The following is a 16690-nucleotide window of genomic DNA, read 5'->3' as shown; positions in this document are numbered from 1 at the left end:
CCGCCCCGGTCCCGCAGCGCCATGGGGCGGCATTCCTTTCCCCGGCGGAAACCGGCGGCGGAGACGGGGGCGGGGGCGAGGGCGGGCGTCAGCGGCGCAGGCGCGACAGCATCGGCGGCAGCTCGCCGCGGCAGGTGACGGCCAGGCGCCGGGTCGCCCGGGTGATCGCCACGTACAGGTCGTTGCCGCCCGTCGGGGACCGGGTGAGGATCTCACCGGGCTCGACGACCACCACGGCGTCGAACTCCAGCCCCTTGGCGGCGGTGACGGTCAGGACCGCGACGGGGGAGTCCAGGACGTCGCCCTCGCGGGGGAAGAGCCCGGCGAGGGCCTCCTGGCGGTCGTCGGGGACGATGACGGCCAGGCGGCCCTCACCGATCGCGGCGAGTTCCTCACGCACCAGGGCGGTCAGGGCGGCGCGACCGGCGGGAAGACCGGGGTCGAGGCGTACGGCGCGCGGGGGAGCGCCGCCGTCGCGCACCGACTCCGGCGGCTCGGCGCCGGGGGAGACCGCCGCGAGGACGTCGGCGGCCACCTCCATGATCTCCGCCGGGGTGCGGTAGTTGACCCGCAGCCGCTCGGTGCGCAGGCGGCCCCGGAGGTAGGGGTCGAGCATCTCGCCCCACGAGCGGGCCCCGGCCGGTGAGCCGGTCTGGGCGAGGTCGCCCACGATGGTCAGCGAGCGGGCCGGGACGCGGCGCATCACGGTGCGCCAGGCCATCGCCGACAGCTCCTGCGCCTCGTCCACGATGACGTGACCGTAGGCCCAGCGGCGGTCGGCGGCGGCCCGCTCGGCGGTGGTGGTCTCCGGTCCCGGCGCGCGGTGGCGGCCGGCCAGCGCGGCGGCCTCCATCATGCCGTCCTCGAACAGGCCGGTGTACTCCAGCACGCCCAGCGCGTACCGCTCGTCGTCCTCGCGTTCGGCCCGCTCGCGCTCGGCGCGGGAGAACGTCCCGGCCGCCTCGGCGTCGCCGACGTCCTCGCCCAGCAGCTCGGCCGCCTCGTCCAGCAACGGGACGTCGTCCGTCGTCCACGGCGCGCCGTACGGCCGCAGCAGCGCGGCGCGCTCGGCCGGGGTCAGGCCGGGCGCGGCCGACTCCAGCGCGGCCGGGTCGGACAGCAGGCCGGCGACCAGCTCCTCGGGGGTCAGCGGCGGCCACAGCGCGTCCAGCGCCCGGCGGACCGGCTCCTGGGCCCACAGCGCCCGGCGGGCGTGACGCAGATCCTCCTCGTCCTCCGGGGCGTCCAGCCGCCGGGCCTCGTCCAGGGCCAGCGCCCTGAGCATGTCCATCACGAACAGCTTGCGGGCGGCGTTGTGCGGCAGGCGGGCGCGGGCGGCCCGGTCGCGGGCGCGCACGCAGACGTCATGGCCGGCCCGCAGCGTCATCCACTGCACGACCACCTCCACGCCGTCGCGCAGCGAGGTGCGCACCGGGACGTCCACCTCCAGATCGCCTTCGGGGACGCGCCGGCGGTCGCGCAGCGCCGCGGCGAGCACCTCTGCCATGCCCGGGCCGCCCTTGAGCGCGGCGGCCGCCGGGGGGTCGGCGGCGACGGCGTGCACGCCCGGGTACAGCTGCCCGACCGACGACAGCACCACGTCGGTCTCACCCAGCGACGGCAGCACCTGGCCGATGTAACGGGAGAAGACGGCGTTGGGACCCACGATGAGGATGCCGCGCCGTTCCAGCACGTCGCGGTGGGTGTAGAGCAGGAAGGCCGCCCGGTGCAGGGCGGCGACGGTCTTGCCGGTCCCGGGCCCGCCCTGCACCACCAGCGCCCCCGCCAGGCCGGAGCGGATCACCCGGTCCTGCTCGCGCTGGATGGTGGCGACCACCTCGCCCATCCGCCCGGTACGGCCGCGCCGCAGGGCCGCCAGCAGCGCCGCCTCGCCGACGAGCGTACGGCGCTCGCCCTCGCCGAGGTGTTCCAGGTCGAACACCTCGTCGTCGAGACCGACCACGACGCGGTCGCGGGTGTGCAGGTGACGGCGGCGCACGAGCGCGCCGGGATCGCCGGGGGTGGCGGTGTAGAAGGGGCGGGCGGCCGGAGCCCGCCAGTCGGTCAGGATGATCTCGCCGTCGGCGTCGCGCAGCCCGGCGCGGCCGATGTAGCGGGTGTCGCCGTCGGTGTCGTCGATCCGGCCGAAGCACAGGCCGCGCTCGACCGCCTCCAGGCGGGCCAGGCGGCGGGCGTGCTCGTCCGCGCTGACCTCGCGTTCGTAGCGGGCCTGGTGCAGGCCGCCGGTCTCGCGCCCGTAGGCCTCCTCCAGCGCGGCGCGGGTGTGCCGCCGGACGGCGTCCAGCCGCTCGTAGGTCCGGGTGACGTGGGCTTGCTCGACGCGCAGCGCGGCGGCGAGAGCGGATTCGTGTTGACGGAGTTCCATCTCTCTGATAAACTCCTATTGAGGGATTCTAATCTTTTCCGAGGAGAAGGATCGAGCATAACGCTCTCGTTCTCCCGTGTCATCCTCTGTCCTTCTTTTTCTGCCGCCCTCTGGATCGCCTGCTCCCCGACGTGTCCTTGACGAGCCACTGACAGGCCCGCTGCGCCGGGCGCCGACGGGTCCTCGGCCACCGCACCACGGACGTCACCGGGACCGGCGGCACCTGATCGACGCCCTTGTCACCACGATGGGCGACCGCTGGGTCCGGCGCTCAGGTGGACGAACATTCCGGGGCCCGTAAGCTTTCGATCATGGACGTTACCCTCAGCGACTCCGTACGGCGGATCCTCGACGCCCCCAACATCGGCGTCCTCGCCACCCTCAACCCCGACGGCGGCCCGCAGACCTCGGTCGTCTGGGTCGGCACCGACGGTGACGACGTGGTGATCTCCTCCCAGGCCGGAAGGCGCAAGGTCCTGAACCTGGAACGGGATCCGCGCGCCAGCCTCAGCGTGTTCGACCTTTCGGATCCCGAGAGGTACGTCGAGATCCGCGGGCTCGCGACGGTCGCCGAGGACGAGGGAAGGCGGCTGGCGGTGAGGCTGGCGGAGAAGTACGAGGGCGCCGGCGCCGGGGAGGAGTACCTCCGGCTTCCCCCGGAGAACGTGCGGGTGGTGATCCGGATCACGCCGGGACGCGTTCTGGGCAACGCGACGTGACGGGCCCGCAGGGCCGAGGCCGAGCGTGAGGGAAGGCGAGGCGGGACGGGGTTCTCAGGGGCGCAGCGCCAGCTTGCCGACGGTCGCCCGGCTCTCCGGTTCGGCCAGCGCCTTCGGGCCGTCGGCCAGGTCGTACACCGCGGGCCGGCCGGGGTGGAGCACCCCGGCGGCGATCGTGCCCAGGCTGTCCACGGTCGGTGCGCCCGCCAAGGTCGTGACGGCCGGGCTCAGCGATGGTGCGCCGCAGCGCCGCGTGGGGTATGTGACCACGCCGGAGCCGGCCGGATCGGCGATCATCCGCGATCTGCTCGGCGAGTTGCGGGCGATGAAGGGCGTGCCCTGCCCCGCCGGCGGTTGAACCGGCGGGCGGCCGCAGGAGTGAGCGTCATCTCGCGGCAGAGTGGGCAGCTCGATCCAGAGCGTGCCCGGCCGGTGAACGGCCGGCATCGGGACGTTGGGCGTCTTGGCGAGCGCGGCACGAGGCGCAAACGGGCGGCATGGCGCTGGAGGCCCTCCACTCAGGTACTGCGATACGGGGAAATATAACTGATGGTTACGTATGGATCGCTACGTGGTGGGCCTTGGCATACGTTATCCATGCGAATATTGTTATCCAAATGGATAACAAACTCGCCGGCCGTGGTGCCGGTCCTGGTGAGTCGCCAGTAATCGCCGGGCGGACATACGTCGTCACCGGCTCGGCATCCGGCATCGGCGCCGCCACCGCGGCGCTGCTCCGCGAACGCGGCGCCAAGGTCATCGGCTGCGACCTCGGCGACGCCGACATCCAGGCCGATCTGTCCACCCCTGACGGACGACGGTCGCTGGTCGACCAGGTGACCGAATACGGGCCCATCGACGCGGTGCTCGCCATCGCGGGAGGCGGCAAGACCGGTCTCCTCGAGACCAACTACTTCGGCACCGTCGCGACCCTTGAAGGGCTGCGGCCGCTGCTGGCGCAGAGCGAGGCGCCCCGCGCCGTGGCCGTGTCGTCGACCTCCTCTCTCGCCCCCGCGAACGAGCGCGTGCTGCAGGCATGCCTCGACGGCGACGAAGCCGCCGCCGTCGCCCACATCAACGCGGATCCGTCCCTGGCCGGTGCCGCGGGTGCGTACGGCCTCGCCAAGCGGGCGCTGAATCGATGGGCCCGCAGAGTCGCCCCGACCCCCGAATGGGCCGGAGCCGGCATCGCCCTCAACGTCGTCGCACCCGGCATCGTCGACACCCCCGCAGCCTCGTGGATCTTCGCGAGCGAAGACGTACGCACCGCCGTCGAGAGCGCCTCGCCCCAACCCTTCGGCGGATTTCCAGGACGGCCCGAGTGGATCGCCGAACTCATCTGCTGGCTCGGCGGCACGGACAACCGCTTCGTCACCGGTCAGGTCATCTTCGCCGACGGAGGCGCGGAAGCCGCGACGATCGGAGATCTTCACTGGCGCTGAGGACCGCTGACACACGGCCGGGCTTTCGAAGCGGTGTGTCCCCTGATCGGCTCGGACGGCCGGTGACGGAAACCCGGCGGGTCTCCGGCCCGCCGACGTCACCGGCCGTTCCGTTGCCGCTCAAGGCCCGCGGCGCTCGCGGGAGGCCGACCAGCGGCCATCCCACCCGCGACCCGGTGGACGCCGGTCACTGAGGGGTGGCGCCCCTTGTCCTTGCCTTCGGGGATGACCGGCTTGCGGGCGACCTCGGGCACCGGCACGCCCCGGGCGCGGAGCGTTCGGGGCGTAGGCCGCCATGTCGTCGTCGAACACCTTGGGCCGTCCGCCGTGCCGGCCGCGTTCGCGAGCCGAGGCATGCCCTTCGAGGATTTCTCCCGGATGTAGCAGGAGGTTCTGAGGATGACGGGGTCGGGGCGAAACCCCCCGGCCCGCACGGCCTCGCCCGCCGTACGCGCCCGAGCATGGGCCGGCACCGCCGGGGCCCGTTCACCTGGGATTTCGTGGGTACGTTGAAGGAATGGTTCCAACGATCACCCTCAATGACAGGACACGGATCCCGCAGCTGGGATTCGGCACCTATCTCATCCCGCCCGAGGAGACCGCCGGCATCGTCGGCCAGGCCCTGCAGGTCGGCTACCGCCACATCGACACCGCCCAGATGTACGGCAACGAGGAGGGCGTCGGCGCGGCCATCGCGGCCTCCGGCGTTCCCCGTGAGGAGCTGTACGTCACCAGCAAGCTCAACAACGGCAACCACCGACCCGACGACGTGCGGCGCTCCTTCGACGAGACGATGAACCGGCTCGGCCTGGAGCGGCTCGACCTGTTCCTGATGCACTGGCCGCTGCCCACCCTCTACGACGGCGACTACGTCTCGACCTGGAAGGCCATCACCGGCCTGGTCGCCGACGGCAGGCTGCGCACCGCGGGCGTGTCGAACTTCCAGCCCGGCCACCTCGACCGGATCATCACCGAGACGGGGGTGGTGCCCGCGGTGAACCAGATCGAGGCTCACCCCTACTTCGCCAACGACGCCGCGCGCGAGGCCTCCCACCGTCACGGCATCGCCGTGGAGGCGTGGAGCCCGCTCGGGCAGGGCGGCGCCGTCCTCGCGGACGAGAAGATCACCGAGATCGCCGCCGCCCACGGCAGGACCACCTCACAGGTCATCCTGCGCTGGCACATCCAGCGTGGCGACATCGTCTTCCCCAAGACGACGCGGCGCGAGCGGATGGTGGAGAACTTCGGCCTGTTCGACTTCTCCCTCACCCCGCAGCAGGTCGAAGCGATCAGCGCGCTCGACAAGGGTGAGCGGGGACGGGTCGGACCGCACCCGGACACCTTCGACTACGTACCGGACTGACCTCGGCCCGCCCGGCCCCGCGCGGGCCGGGTCAGCCCCGGGTGGCGCTGCCGCAACAAATCCGGCGCTTGCTGCGGTAAACCTCGGGAAACGCGAGCGTCACAGATCGCAGCGGCGATCACCGACAGCTACTTGTGAAGACCGCCGCTGGAGGACAGAGCCGAATCGCGCTCTGTGGCCCAGAGCGAGCCGGGGTCAGCGTCCGTTCATACGCAGCACAGTGACGGCGCCGACCGTCGCATAGCCCCGCCATTCGAGTGATGCGGCGGTCGAATGGCTGGTGAAGTCAACCACCCACCCGCCGTCCTGTCGCTGCCCGAGTTCCAGGCGGTCGAGGTCGTCCGACACGGCTTCGGGGTCGAGCAGGCCGCGGATCGATCGCCCGGGCTCGGGCGCGTAGTCGAGAGGATGAAGCGTCTCACCCTCGGCCCCGCCGGCCACGGCGAATGCCCCGTTCTTCGGGACGAACCGTCCGAGGCGGTCGAGCAGGTCACGCGCCTCCGGGTGGGTGTCGGCTGCGATGTCGAGGAACTGGAGCGCGAAGGACAGCACGTACGCGAAGGGCGCTTCGTCGATCCCACGGATCGCGTCGAAGCAGTACCGCGTCGCCGTTGCCAGCCATGGATGGTCTCGTACGGCTTCATCCCAACGCGCGGCGCGATACGCCTGCGTCGCCACCGCGGCCGTGATCTGCAGCGATGGCTCCGAGGGATCCGCCTGCACCCAGAACGGGGCGCACGCCGAGGGGTCGCTGATCGGAAGCGCGAACGGCAGCCCGCCATCGGGAAGAGCCACGGAGCCCAGCCAGTCGAGGAGGGCCGCGGTGTGCGGCGAAGTCGCGGGGCCGGCGTCAGCGAGCGCCTCCAGCGCGTGCTGGGCGCCTCCCGGCTGGCTCTCCGGTGCACGAAGGTCCGGTTCGAGTCCCCACCCGTAGCCGCCGTCGGGGTTTCGGTAGGCGTCGAGTCCGTGGATGACGGCCTGACGAGCAGCGTCGCTGCCGGTGGTGATGGCCTCGAAGCGCTGCCGATCGAGAACTCGCGCGTGCGAGGCCATGAACGCTCTCGCGCGACCCAGGTTGATGCTCATACGAGAACGCTGTCATCCGTCGGCTACGTCAGGCTTGGACGAAACGGCCAGCCGGGGAAACGAACCCGAAGCAAGAACAGACGGGCATTTGAGAGAGTGTCATCCTGGTGAAAAGCTAAGCGACGCGTGTGAGCGTGGCGGGTGTCTGGCCGGTGAGCCGTTTACTCTCCCTGTTGAAGTGGGCTTGGTCGGCGTAGCCGGCTGCCGCCGCGGCATCACTCAACGGCAGGCCTGCTCGCGCCAGGTGGAGTGCGTGCTGGAAACGGTGAATCCGCATGAGCGTCTTGGGGCCGTAGCCGAAGAGCCGGTTGCTGAGCCGACGCAATGATCGCTCCGACAGGTCGTGGAGCTCTGCTGTCTCACGCACGCTCAGACCTTCGCGAGCGGCGCGGTCGAGAGAGGCCGCCATACGAAGGACGAAGCGTTCCGGGTCCGCCCGCGTCCACAGGGCGATGAAAACCCGTTCGAGCGCGTCGATCGCGTCGTCCTCGAACGACCAGCCGTCATGCCTGGGGAGCGCGACGAGTTCCGACAACTCGACGCGCCGCTCCGTCAGTTCGTGTGCGGGCACACCGAGAAGTGTGTACGCCACGCCCGGAGCGAGTTGGAGACCCCAGGTCACCTTGCCGGCATGCGTCGGCACGATGACCGTCCGAGTGTCGGGGCCTGCCACGACGAGACGGTCCTGGAACCACATCAGATCCATCACGCCGTCGGGGGCGATGCGCTTCTCGGGGCCATCCGAGAGCGCCCGCCACATCGTCGCGCCGGTTCGGACGCCTCGTCGTGTCGCATAGCTCCCCATGTATCGTCCACCCCCGCACCACGCACACAACTGCGGCCGACTGTAGTGCCCACGACTTCGGAATATACGAGGTTCGCAGGCCCGGACCCCGCTACCGCTGTCCGCTGCACCGCTGACCCTCATGGCGACCGCCCGACATGACGTCACGGAACGGTACACGTCACCTGGCTATGGCCAAGCCATCCGGGGCCAGGATTTCTGACACCAGCTCGATTCCCCCGACACGCTCGGCGTGCGCTGTCGGGCCGGTCAGGCGACCCGGCCCGAAGCCCGCTGCGGTCGGGTCCTCCTCGCGGAGCGGAACAATCGAGAAGTGCCGGTTCGCCGTGTACGAAAGCTCATGTCCGCGCACTCCGGGGATGTGCCGAGCGGCCTCGTACGGGCCGATGTCGGGGCCCTTCACGAAGGTCGTGATGACGTGGCGGCCGAACAGGTCCTCCAGTTCCGGCTCGTTGCCGGACAGCCCGGAACGGGCCCGGACCTGCGATATGATCTCCGTTGACATCTGAGCCTCCCCGGTACGGACCCCGGTCCACCGAGGAGGCTCTTTTGCGTGCCCGGGGGCGGTCACGTCCCCGCTACGGCCGGTCGCCGCGCCTGGCCGACGGCCCGGACGCAGGGCCCCCGCCGTCCACCGTCCTCACCAAGGAGACTCATGTCGGATTCGTACGCGCCCACCGTCACCGCGGCGGCCGCGGGCACCTGGAAGCTCGGTGACCTCACGGTCAACCGCGTCGGGCTCGGCGCGATGCGCCTGACCGGCAGCGCCGCCTTCGACCTGGGCGTGCCGAGCGACCGGGAGCGGTCGATCACCGTGCTGCGGCGCGCGATCGAGCTGGGGGTGAACCACATCGACACCGCCGCGTTCTACTTCTCCTCGCTGCGCTCGGCCAACGAGCTGATCAACCGGGCTCTGGCCCCGTACCCGGACGACCTGGTCATCACCACCAAGGTCTGGCCGGGCCGGGACTCCTCGGGGGAGTGGTGGTGGGCCACTCCGCGGCAGCTGCGCGGCCAGGTGGAGGAGAACCTGCGCCAGCTGGGGCGCGACCACCTGGACGTGGTGAACCTCCGCGTCCCGCCGAACAACAGGACCGGCTCGATCGCCGAGCACTTCGGCGCGCTGGCCGAACTGCGCGACGCCGGGCTCATCCGGCACCTGGGCGTGTCCAACGTCACGCCCGGCCATCTGGCCGAGGCCCAGGCCATCGCGCCGGTGGTGTGCGTGCAGAACTCCTACGGTCTCGGCGCGCCGGCCGCCGAGCGGGAGTTCCTGCGGGCCTGCGGCGCTCAGGGCATCGCCTTCGTGCCGTTCTTCGCGATCGCCGGCGCCGGCCGCGAGGCGGGCGCGGTCGGGACCGACGACGAGACGGTGCTCGCCGTGGCGCGCGCGCACGACGCGACGCCCGCGCAGGTACGGCTGGCGTGGACCCTCCAGCAGGGGCCGCATGTGCTGGCCATCCCGGGAACCGGTGACCCCGGCCACCTGGCCGCCAATGTGGCCGCCGGCGCGCTGCGGCTCTCCGCGGAGGAGATGACGGCCCTCTCGGCCGTCGGCGGCGAGTAGGACGGATCCGCGTGAGGACCCCGGCGGACCCCGGCGGGGCCCGGCGGGGCCCGGCGGGGCCTCCGCCGGGACACGCCGGGGTCCTCACGCCGGACGAGTGCGGGGCCCGTCAGGCCGGTCGTGTCACCCGGCCGCGGTGAAGTAGGCGGCCGGATCAAGGGAGTTGAGCGCGATCCAGCGCTGCGCCGTCGCTTCGGCGGGCGCTCGGCCGCCGCCCGCCGAAGCGCGGAAGAAGCCCTGCACGTCGAGGGCGATGCGGGGATCGTCGTCGATGCGCCGCGCCATGTCGTAGTAGACGGCCAGTTCGTGGGCGCACCGCGGGGCGCCGGCCGGGCAGGAGCAGCCGACGCTGTCGAGGACCGGCGCGGGCGGATGGCCCGCGTCGGCGATCGCGCGGTACAGATCGTCGGTGAGCAGGGGCTGGATGCCGCTCAGCCGGCGGGAGATCTCGGCCGTCGCCTCCGGGGACATCGGCGCGACCTCGATCGTGACCGTCGAGGTGCCGCGGCCTCGGTGCACGACGGCGCGCACGGTCCGGTCGTCGAACGTGATCTGCACCTTCCCGTCGCGCGCCATGCGCCGCGCGCCCGGCAGCCGGGGATCGGGACGGGTCTGGCGCAACGACTCGGCGAACCGGACCCAGTCCCCGCCCCACGTCGTGTAACCGTAGTCGTGGTCGGCCATGGTCAGTTGACCCGCTTCCGGCGCAGGACCTCGATGAGACGGTCGTCGTCCAGGCGGGTCAGCTCGGCGACGCTTGACATGTCGGTGACGTCCGACAGTGCGGACTTGCGGTCGTGCATGGCCGCGATGTGCTCCTCGACGGTGGTTCCGGTGGTCAGGGTGGTGACGGTGACCGTGCGGGTCTGACCGATCCGGTGGACCCGGTCGGACGCCTGGGCCTCCACGGCCGGGTTCCACCACCGGTCGAAGTGGATGACGTCGGCCGCGCGCGTGAGTGTGAGCCCGGTGCCCCCGGCCTTCAGGCTGAGGACGAGGACCTTCGGGCCGTCGCCGGACTGGAACCGGCGGACGATGCCGGCCCGCTGCTCCTGGTTCAGGCCGCCGTGGAAGAACGGCGTACTCACCCCGAACCGTTCGGCGAAGTGCCGGACCAGCAGCTCACCGGTCCGCCGGTACTGGGTGAAGACGAGGGTCGGAGCGTCGTTCTCCAGGTTGCCGGCCACGATGTCGGTGCACAGGTCGAGCTTTCCCGATCTGCCCGGCAGCTCACCGAGGTCGTCCGTGATCAGGCCCGGATGGTTGCAGACCTGCTTGAGCGAGGTCAGGACGGCGAGGACCCTGGTCTGCCGCCGGGCTCCAATGCCGAAGCCGTCGTCGATGACCTGCTCCAGCAGCCGGTCGTACAGCCTCTCCTGCTCCTCGGTGAGGTCGCAGATGAGATCGGCGTGGATCTTGGGCGGGAGCGACGCCGCGACCTGCGCCTTCTTCCGCATCAGCACGACCGGTTCGATGGCCCCGCGCAGCCGGGCGGAAGCGGCCGGGGAGCCGGCCGCGATCTGCCGCACGAAACGACGGCGGAACCGCGTCCGGTTCCCGAACAGGTGCGGTGCGACCAGATCGAGCAGGGTCCACAGCTCGTCGAGGTGATTCTCGACGGGCGTCCCGGTCAGGGCGATCCGCGCGTCGGCCGCGATGGTGCGCGCGGCCTTCGACACCTGCGTACGGGGGTTCTTCAGGGCCTGCGCCTCGTCGAAGACCGCGGTGCTCCACCGGATCCCCGCCAGGGCCGGGCCGTGCGTGCGCAGCGTGGGATAGCCGGTGAGCACCACCGTGCCGCCGTTCACCGGGGACAGCGGCCCGCCGCGCCAGATCACGGTCCGCAGGCCGGGCGCGAACCGTGCGATCTCGTGTGCCCAGTTCCCCACCAACGACGTGGGACAGACCACCAGCTGCGGCCCCTTCCCGGCGCGTCCGGCGACACAGCCGATGGTCTGCAGGGTCTTGCCGAGTCCCATCTCGTCGGCCAGCACCGCGCCGCCGTGCGTGTCGACGGTCTCGCGCAGCCAGCTCACCCCGCGCACCTGATACGGGCGCAGCTCGGCGGTGAGCGCCGTGCGCATCTCGGCCCCCACCGCGGTGGTGCGGCGGAAGACGCCGCTCGCGTGTTCCGCCGTCGTGACGGCGACCCCCGTGGCGTCGGGGACCGCGTGCGCGGCGATCGGCAGGGCCGGTTCGCCGCCCGCGCTCCACGACCGCCAGACGTCCACCGACCGGCCGGGCGAGTCGAGGGGCACGGCCGCGAGCCGGTCCGGCTCGATCAGCACGCAGTCGACGTCGGACACCTTGAGCCCGCCGAGGTCCGGCGTCGGGACGACCAGGGGGACGGTCTGGACGTCACCGACCGGCGGGGGCGCCCCCACGGTGCCGTCGGCCCAGGTCCACAGGGCGAACATGTGCCGGTCGGGCAGGTACGTGGCCTGACCGACCGGCCGCGTCCCGGGGAGTTCCTTCCTGGTTCCCATGGCGTCAGCGGGCACCCGCGCCGGCGCCCTCGCGGACGGTCGGATCCTCCGCGCCGGCCCGGGGGGTTCCCAGGGTGGTGCCCAGGGCGGTGTCGTCCAGCCGGGCCGGCAGCGAACACGCCGGGAGAATGGCGAGCACCGACTGCTGCCCGGACTCCGGCGACATGGATTCAGTCATCAACACCTTCGGATGCGGTCCGGAAAAGCGACAAGCGGACCATAGGCAACCGTCGGGCTTATGTCAATTCCTGAACGACCGGTGACGGCCGGCGATTCCCCGGCGCCCCCAAGGGCACAATCCCAAAGGTTCTGTCAATTCTTGAAGATGTGAACGGACCGGCGGTTCGGCGCGCTTCCGAGGGCATACCGCCAAGCGTCCCGTCAATCTCTGATCCCGTTGTTCGACCCGGCGCGGATTCCGTGCCCTGCCCCGTGTCCCGCCTTCTGCCCCGCCCCGCGCCGGCGACGGGCCGATGGCGAGCGCCACCGTCGGGCGGCCGCTCCCGGAGCTCGCCCTGAAGCCTCCGGGAACGGCGGAGCGCCCCGTGCGGACGGCTTTTCCCGTCCTGCCGTTCCGGCGGGCCGGACATTCTTCCCGGCGTATTCTTCGAATGGTGTCATCGGAATTCAGCCGGGTCGGTGGAACGGAAAATCGGAGCATCATCGGAAGGGCGGGGGTTAACCTTAATGGCCGTTGACGAAGCGAGAGCGGAAGTCACGCATCGGACATTCGGGAAAGCGTATGCGGGGTCAGGCGGAACGGCGCAGGGACAGGGCGAGGACGGTCGTCCAGGTGAAGGCGACCAGGCCGTTGACGGCGATTTGGACGCTCATGTGCTCCGGCGACATGGGCAGCAGCAGGACGAGCCCGGCGGCGCCGTTGCCGATGGCCGTGTATACGGCCCGGCGACGAGCGCACCGGACGGCCAGCACGACGGCGGCGACGGCCAGCGCGGTGAAGGAGACAGTGGCCGCGGCCGGGTGCGCGACGGCGTGCCAGGACATCTGCGCCGCCGGCCCGTCGGGGGTTCCGGCGGGGAAGCCGTTCTCCGGGTCCATGGTGAACAGGCCGGCTGCGATCATCCCGGCCCCGAAGATCCCGACGAGGATGGGCAGCGCCCGCCGGCCGGCCCCCTCGGTGACGGTACGCCTGACACCGCCGGCCAGCGCCAGGCCGCCCAGGCCGGCGAGCACGAACGTGGCGATCTGGATCCAGCCGAGATCACCGGCGGAGAGCTGGCTGATCGGGTGGCGGGTGATGTCGAAGCCTTCGCGGGTGAGCATCTGCACGATCGCCGAGGCGAAGAACACCGGCCCGGCCAGGGCTCCGGCGAGCAGCAGGTGGGCCGCCGGGCGGCGGACGCCGGCGGTGGACAGGGGTCCGGCTGCGGTGGTGGTCATGACTTCCTCCTTGAGGGTGGGTTCCTGCCGCCACCTCGGATCCGGCCCCTGGCTCTCGACACGGCCACGATGTGATCTGAAACACATCCGGCTCGTGTCGAAGCACGCGGGCGGGCTCCGAGGTACCGGCGAACAGTCACCGAGACCACAAGGAGAATGAGATGTCCGAGACGACGGAGACCTGCCTGCCGAGCGCCGATCTGAAGGCCCTGGACCGCCTGACCGGCACCTGGGCGGTCACCGGCGGCGCCGAGGGAACCGTGCGGTACGAGTGGATGCCCGGCGGCTTCTTCCTGCTCCAGCACGTCGAGCTCACCCAGTTCGGCCAGGCCGTCACCGGCCTGGAGGTGATCGGCAACCTGCGCCCGTTCGGTGAACCGGCCGGCGCCGACGTGGTGTCACGCTTCTACGACTCGACCGGCAACACGCTCGACTACGTGTACGAGCTGACCGGCGACAAGCTGATCATCTGGGGCGGCGCCAAGGGCGGTCCCGCCTACTACGAGGGCACGTTCAGCGCCGACGGCTCCACCGTCGCCGGCGCCTGGGTCTACCCCGGGGGCGGCGGCTACGAGTCCACCATGACCCGGATCTGACCCCGGCTCATCGCACCCGCCAGGGTCCTCGGCGGGCGGGATGAGCCGGGTTCTCCGGCCCCGGCCGGGAGTCGCGCGATCACGCGCTGAGCCCGCCATCGGGCATGACCCGAAGGCGGGCTCAACGTGTGGTGATCATCGCACCGGTTCCAGGACGGGACGCGGTCCGCCGGGGCGGTCCCGGACGGCGCCGATCCCGCCGGGACCCGTGCCCGGACCGATCGCGTGCGGCGGCCGCGTTCCGGTCAGTCCCCGGCCATCACGGTGAAGGCGAACCCGGTGCTCGTCGAACGGCACAGTGGAATGTCGCACTTGACCCGGCGCAGCACCTCGTTCCTGCTGAGGCCGAGCCCTCGCGCGATGAGCCGATCCACGCGCACCGGCACCGGATCCTCGAAGACGACCTCCACCCGGACCGGCCACGCCTCGTCGAGGCGTGGCGGAGGGGTGTCCAGCCGCCAGGCGCCCCTCCAGTCCAGAGCGAAGCGGTTGCGCCGGGCGAGCAGCGGATCCAGCAGTGTGGACGCCACCAGTTCCGGATCGTTGGCGTGGTAGCCGTCGAGCTCGGCCGGATCGAAGGATCTGACCGGCGCCCGCTCGTGCACGGTGAGTTTGCTCGTCCGGCCGCAGGACGTGCAGCGGACCAGCAGCCACACGTCCAGCAGTTTGCCGTTGGCGTTGACGCGGAACCTGCCCTCGCCCGTGGTGGCCGACTCCGAGCGGCAGTCCACGCACCGCAACGACAGCAGAGGCAGCCTGGTCCGGCGAACGACCCAGGGCAGCACGATATGAGGTTGTGAAGACATGATCTCTCTAGACCTGACACGAGGCCGATTGCGCGCGGCCTCAAACGCCGTATGACCGGGCGCACGCGGGCAGCCCGGCGGAACCGACGGCAGCGTCGGCTACAGGTGAGCGGAAGAAGGTGTCAGGTCAGAAAGCAGGCGGGGTCACGCGGTTTTGTCCTCTGTCTTCACCGTGGCGGGACTGTCTTCACTGTGGCGGGGCCGCGAGCACCCTACGGAGGACACGGGGGAAGGTTCAAGCGGTTTTCCGGCGAGGGGTCCCGGAGCCCGGCGATCGCGCGCACGATCGCCACGGGGCGGACCGGGCCGGTCAGGGCTCCGGGTGCGGGCCGGCCAGCCGGTCGCCGAGCCGGCTGCGCCGGTACAGCACCCGCCGCCCGTCGCGGGCCCGGGTGACCAGGCCCGTGCCGTACAGCACGCGCAGGTGCTGGGAGACCGCGCTCGGGGTCACCCCGAGGCGGCGGGCGAGCTCGGCCGTGGGCAGCGGCTCGGCCAGGAGGGTGAGCAGCCTGGCCCGGGGCGCGCCGATGAGGGACACGAGCGCCGCCGAACCGGCGGCCGGCGCCGGGCTCCACAGCGTCGCCGTCCCGCGGCTCGGGTAGATCAGCAGCGGCGGCTCCTCCGGCCGGAGCGGGGGAGTGGGCCGGTGGGCGAACACCGACGGCACCAGCAGCAGCCCCCGGCCGGAGGCCTCGACGCGGTGCCGGCCGACGATCCTGTCGATGTGCAGCACGCCGTCGCGCCATCGCAGGTCGGGGTGCATGTCGGCGAACAGCAGGCGGGCGCCGCCCACGGCCAGCCGCCGCGCGCGGTAGGTCATGTCGGCCTCCAGCAGCAGCCGTATCCGGGGCCACATCGGCCTGATCGCGACATCCCAGTAGCGCCGCAGGGCCTCGCAGGCGGCGTCACGGAAGGCGGCGGCGGAGCCGTCGCCGGCGACGGCGGCGCGCAGGGCCTCCGGGAGCCGCCCCGGGGCGTGGGCGGCCCGCAGGTCACGCCGGACCAGTGCGGGTGTGGTCCGGCCGACCGTGGCCAGTTCCTCCTCGAAGGCCGGGGCGAAGCCGGCGGGCCGGGGGGTGAGGAAGTCGGGGATGGCCAGGCCCGTCCCGACCAGGGAGCCCAGCAGGACGGCGTCGGAGGCGGCGAGCCGGGGGAGGACGGAGGCGCGCCAGGCCGGATGCGGCTGCGGCAGCCGCGGATCGCGCAGCACCCGCAGGCTGACCACGGTCTCGTGCAGGGGCGAGAGCGCGAACCGGGTGTCGGCGAGATCCTCGACGCCGAGCACGAAGCTGGTCATCGCCCCGTACGCTACCCCAGGTCGCGCCGGGCCCGGGTGATGCGGCTCCGCTTCCCGGGAGGGACAGGCCCCTTCCGTGGACGCGGGTCCCAGGCCGGCGTCACCGCGCCCGACGGGACCGGACATAATCACGCGTATGGATCATGTCGCGGTGCGGAAGTTCGTGGACGGCTGGGCGGCGGCGTGGAACGCCCATGACCTGGACGCGTTGCTGGCTCATTTCGCGGAGGACGTGACGTTCCGTTCGCCGGTCGCGGCGCAGCTCCTCGGCGGCGACGGGGTCATCCGGGGCAAGGCGGCGCTGCGCGCCTACTGGGCAGAAGGGCTGCGGCGCATCCCCGACCTGCGCTTCGAGGTCGTCGGCTCCTACATCGGCGTCGACTGCCTGGTCATCAACTACCGCAACCAGAAGGGCGCCCTGGTCAGCGAGGTACTGATCTTCGACGGTCCGCTGGTGACCGAAGGGTACGGGACGTATCCCGCCGGCGACGCGAACCCCGCCGGTGCGACAGCGGGCTGAACACACCGGCGATCAGGTCCTTGAACGACCCGCGCCCATCGGCACCCGGCCCGCGCGGGCCCGGCCGTACCCGGCGCCGCACCGCGGCATCGGCGGCGGACGTCGCCGACGCCGCGGAACACCTAGTAGTGCTTTGTTAGGTGGTTAGGGCGGCCGTCTGCGGCAGGTCGGGCATCGGCCTGTCCAGGCTGCCAGCAGGGCCTGCAGCTCCTTGAG

Annotated in this window: 17 protein-coding genes; 6 read left to right on the top strand and 11 right to left on the bottom strand. The window is 71.8% G+C overall.

The window, feature by feature from the left end; translation table 11 throughout:
- Nucleotides 1-88: 88 nt before the first annotated feature.
- Nucleotides 89-2386, bottom strand: a complete 2298-nt coding sequence (locus ACFYSC_RS32280) for a HelD family protein (protein WP_389969155.1) — start codon at nt 2384-2386, stop codon at nt 89-91.
- 311 nt (nt 2387-2697) lie between these two features.
- On the opposite strand from ACFYSC_RS32280, the gene ACFYSC_RS32275 reads away from it, so the two are divergent.
- Nucleotides 2698-3105 carry a PPOX class F420-dependent oxidoreductase gene (locus ACFYSC_RS32275; RefSeq protein WP_389969153.1) on the top strand — a complete coding sequence of 136 codons (408 nt, stop codon included), beginning with the start codon at nt 2698-2700 and terminating at the stop codon, nt 3103-3105.
- A 54-nt stretch (nt 3106-3159) separates the two neighbouring features.
- On the opposite strand, the gene ACFYSC_RS32270 is transcribed toward ACFYSC_RS32275, so the two are convergent.
- The gene (locus ACFYSC_RS32270; RefSeq protein ID WP_389969152.1) at nt 3160-3402 is read right to left on the bottom strand and encodes a hypothetical protein; all 243 of its coding nucleotides are present in this window, start codon (nt 3400-3402) and stop codon (nt 3160-3162) included.
- Between the two features lie 320 nt (nt 3403-3722).
- Between ACFYSC_RS32270 and ACFYSC_RS32265 the strand changes: the two genes are divergently transcribed.
- Both ACFYSC_RS32265 and ACFYSC_RS32260 read left to right on the top strand, forming a co-directional pair.
- On the top strand, nt 3723-4547 hold the full coding sequence (locus ACFYSC_RS32265; RefSeq protein ID WP_389969150.1) for an SDR family oxidoreductase: 825 nt from the start codon (nt 3723-3725) through the stop codon (nt 4545-4547).
- 517 nt (nt 4548-5064) lie between these two features.
- Nucleotides 5065-5910 carry an aldo/keto reductase gene (locus ACFYSC_RS32260; RefSeq protein WP_389969148.1) on the top strand — a complete coding sequence of 282 codons (846 nt, stop codon included), beginning with the start codon at nt 5065-5067 and terminating at the stop codon, nt 5908-5910.
- Between the two features lie 195 nt (nt 5911-6105).
- Here ACFYSC_RS32260 and ACFYSC_RS32255 read toward each other — a convergent pair whose 3' ends face one another.
- The 3 genes from ACFYSC_RS32255 to ACFYSC_RS32245 all read right to left on the bottom strand — a co-directional run bounded on the left by ACFYSC_RS32255 (nt 6106) and on the right by ACFYSC_RS32245 (nt 8306).
- The gene (locus ACFYSC_RS32255) at nt 6106-6996 is read right to left on the bottom strand and encodes a hypothetical protein (RefSeq protein ID WP_389969146.1); all 891 of its coding nucleotides are present in this window, start codon (nt 6994-6996) and stop codon (nt 6106-6108) included.
- A gap of 115 nt (nt 6997-7111) precedes the next feature.
- Nucleotides 7112-7801 carry a helix-turn-helix domain-containing protein gene (locus ACFYSC_RS32250; RefSeq protein ID WP_389969144.1) on the bottom strand — a complete coding sequence of 230 codons (690 nt, stop codon included), beginning with the start codon at nt 7799-7801 and terminating at the stop codon, nt 7112-7114.
- A 160-nt stretch (nt 7802-7961) separates the two neighbouring features.
- The gene (locus tag ACFYSC_RS32245; RefSeq protein WP_389969142.1) at nt 7962-8306 is read right to left on the bottom strand and encodes a hypothetical protein; all 345 of its coding nucleotides are present in this window, start codon (nt 8304-8306) and stop codon (nt 7962-7964) included.
- A gap of 150 nt (nt 8307-8456) precedes the next feature.
- Here ACFYSC_RS32245 and ACFYSC_RS32240 point away from each other — a divergent pair, with 150 nt between their 5' ends.
- Nucleotides 8457-9368 (top strand): aldo/keto reductase, encoded by a 912-nt coding sequence (locus ACFYSC_RS32240; RefSeq protein ID WP_389969140.1) that lies wholly within the window; start codon nt 8457-8459, stop codon nt 9366-9368.
- A 123-nt stretch (nt 9369-9491) separates the two neighbouring features.
- Here ACFYSC_RS32240 and ACFYSC_RS32235 read toward each other — a convergent pair whose 3' ends face one another.
- The 4 genes from ACFYSC_RS32235 to ACFYSC_RS32220 all read right to left on the bottom strand — a co-directional run bounded on the left by ACFYSC_RS32235 (nt 9492) and on the right by ACFYSC_RS32220 (nt 13255).
- Nucleotides 9492-10052, bottom strand: a complete 561-nt coding sequence (locus ACFYSC_RS32235) for a hypothetical protein (protein WP_389969138.1) — start codon at nt 10050-10052, stop codon at nt 9492-9494.
- 2 nt (nt 10053-10054) lie between these two features.
- A complete protein-coding gene (locus ACFYSC_RS32230) occupies nt 10055-11854 on the bottom strand; it encodes a DEAD/DEAH box helicase (protein WP_389969136.1) in 1800 nt (599 codons plus the stop codon).
- Between the two features lie 4 nt (nt 11855-11858).
- The gene (locus ACFYSC_RS32225) at nt 11859-12032 is read right to left on the bottom strand and encodes a hypothetical protein (protein WP_389969134.1); all 174 of its coding nucleotides are present in this window, start codon (nt 12030-12032) and stop codon (nt 11859-11861) included.
- A 572-nt stretch (nt 12033-12604) separates the two neighbouring features.
- Complete coding sequence (locus ACFYSC_RS32220; RefSeq protein ID WP_389969132.1) at nt 12605-13255, bottom strand: DUF998 domain-containing protein; 651 nt, start codon at nt 13253-13255, stop codon at nt 12605-12607.
- Nucleotides 13256-13416: 161 nt separating this feature from the next.
- Here ACFYSC_RS32220 and ACFYSC_RS32215 point away from each other — a divergent pair, with 161 nt between their 5' ends.
- Nucleotides 13417-13851 (top strand): hypothetical protein, encoded by a 435-nt coding sequence (locus ACFYSC_RS32215; RefSeq protein WP_389969130.1) that lies wholly within the window; start codon nt 13417-13419, stop codon nt 13849-13851.
- A gap of 245 nt (nt 13852-14096) precedes the next feature.
- Here the strand turns inward: ACFYSC_RS32215 and ACFYSC_RS32210 are convergent, their stop codons facing one another.
- Both ACFYSC_RS32210 and ACFYSC_RS32205 read right to left on the bottom strand, forming a co-directional pair.
- Nucleotides 14097-14636 carry a DUF1062 domain-containing protein gene (locus tag ACFYSC_RS32210; RefSeq protein WP_389969128.1) on the bottom strand — a complete coding sequence of 180 codons (540 nt, stop codon included), beginning with the start codon at nt 14634-14636 and terminating at the stop codon, nt 14097-14099.
- A gap of 331 nt (nt 14637-14967) precedes the next feature.
- The gene (locus tag ACFYSC_RS32205; RefSeq protein WP_389969126.1) at nt 14968-15954 is read right to left on the bottom strand and encodes an ArsR/SmtB family transcription factor; all 987 of its coding nucleotides are present in this window, start codon (nt 15952-15954) and stop codon (nt 14968-14970) included.
- Nucleotides 15955-16090: 136 nt separating this feature from the next.
- Here ACFYSC_RS32205 and ACFYSC_RS32200 point away from each other — a divergent pair, with 136 nt between their 5' ends.
- Nucleotides 16091-16474, top strand: a complete 384-nt coding sequence (locus tag ACFYSC_RS32200) for a YybH family protein (RefSeq protein ID WP_389969124.1) — start codon at nt 16091-16093, stop codon at nt 16472-16474.
- Nucleotides 16475-16690 lie beyond the last annotated feature (216 nt).

Source organism: Streptosporangium sp. NPDC004379 (assembly GCF_042873875.1).
In the GTDB taxonomy this organism is placed as follows: domain Bacteria; phylum Actinomycetota; class Actinomycetes; order Streptosporangiales; family Streptosporangiaceae; genus Streptosporangium.
The sequence above is the reverse complement of the archived record's forward strand: the minus strand, read 5'-3'. Positions and strand labels throughout refer to the sequence as shown.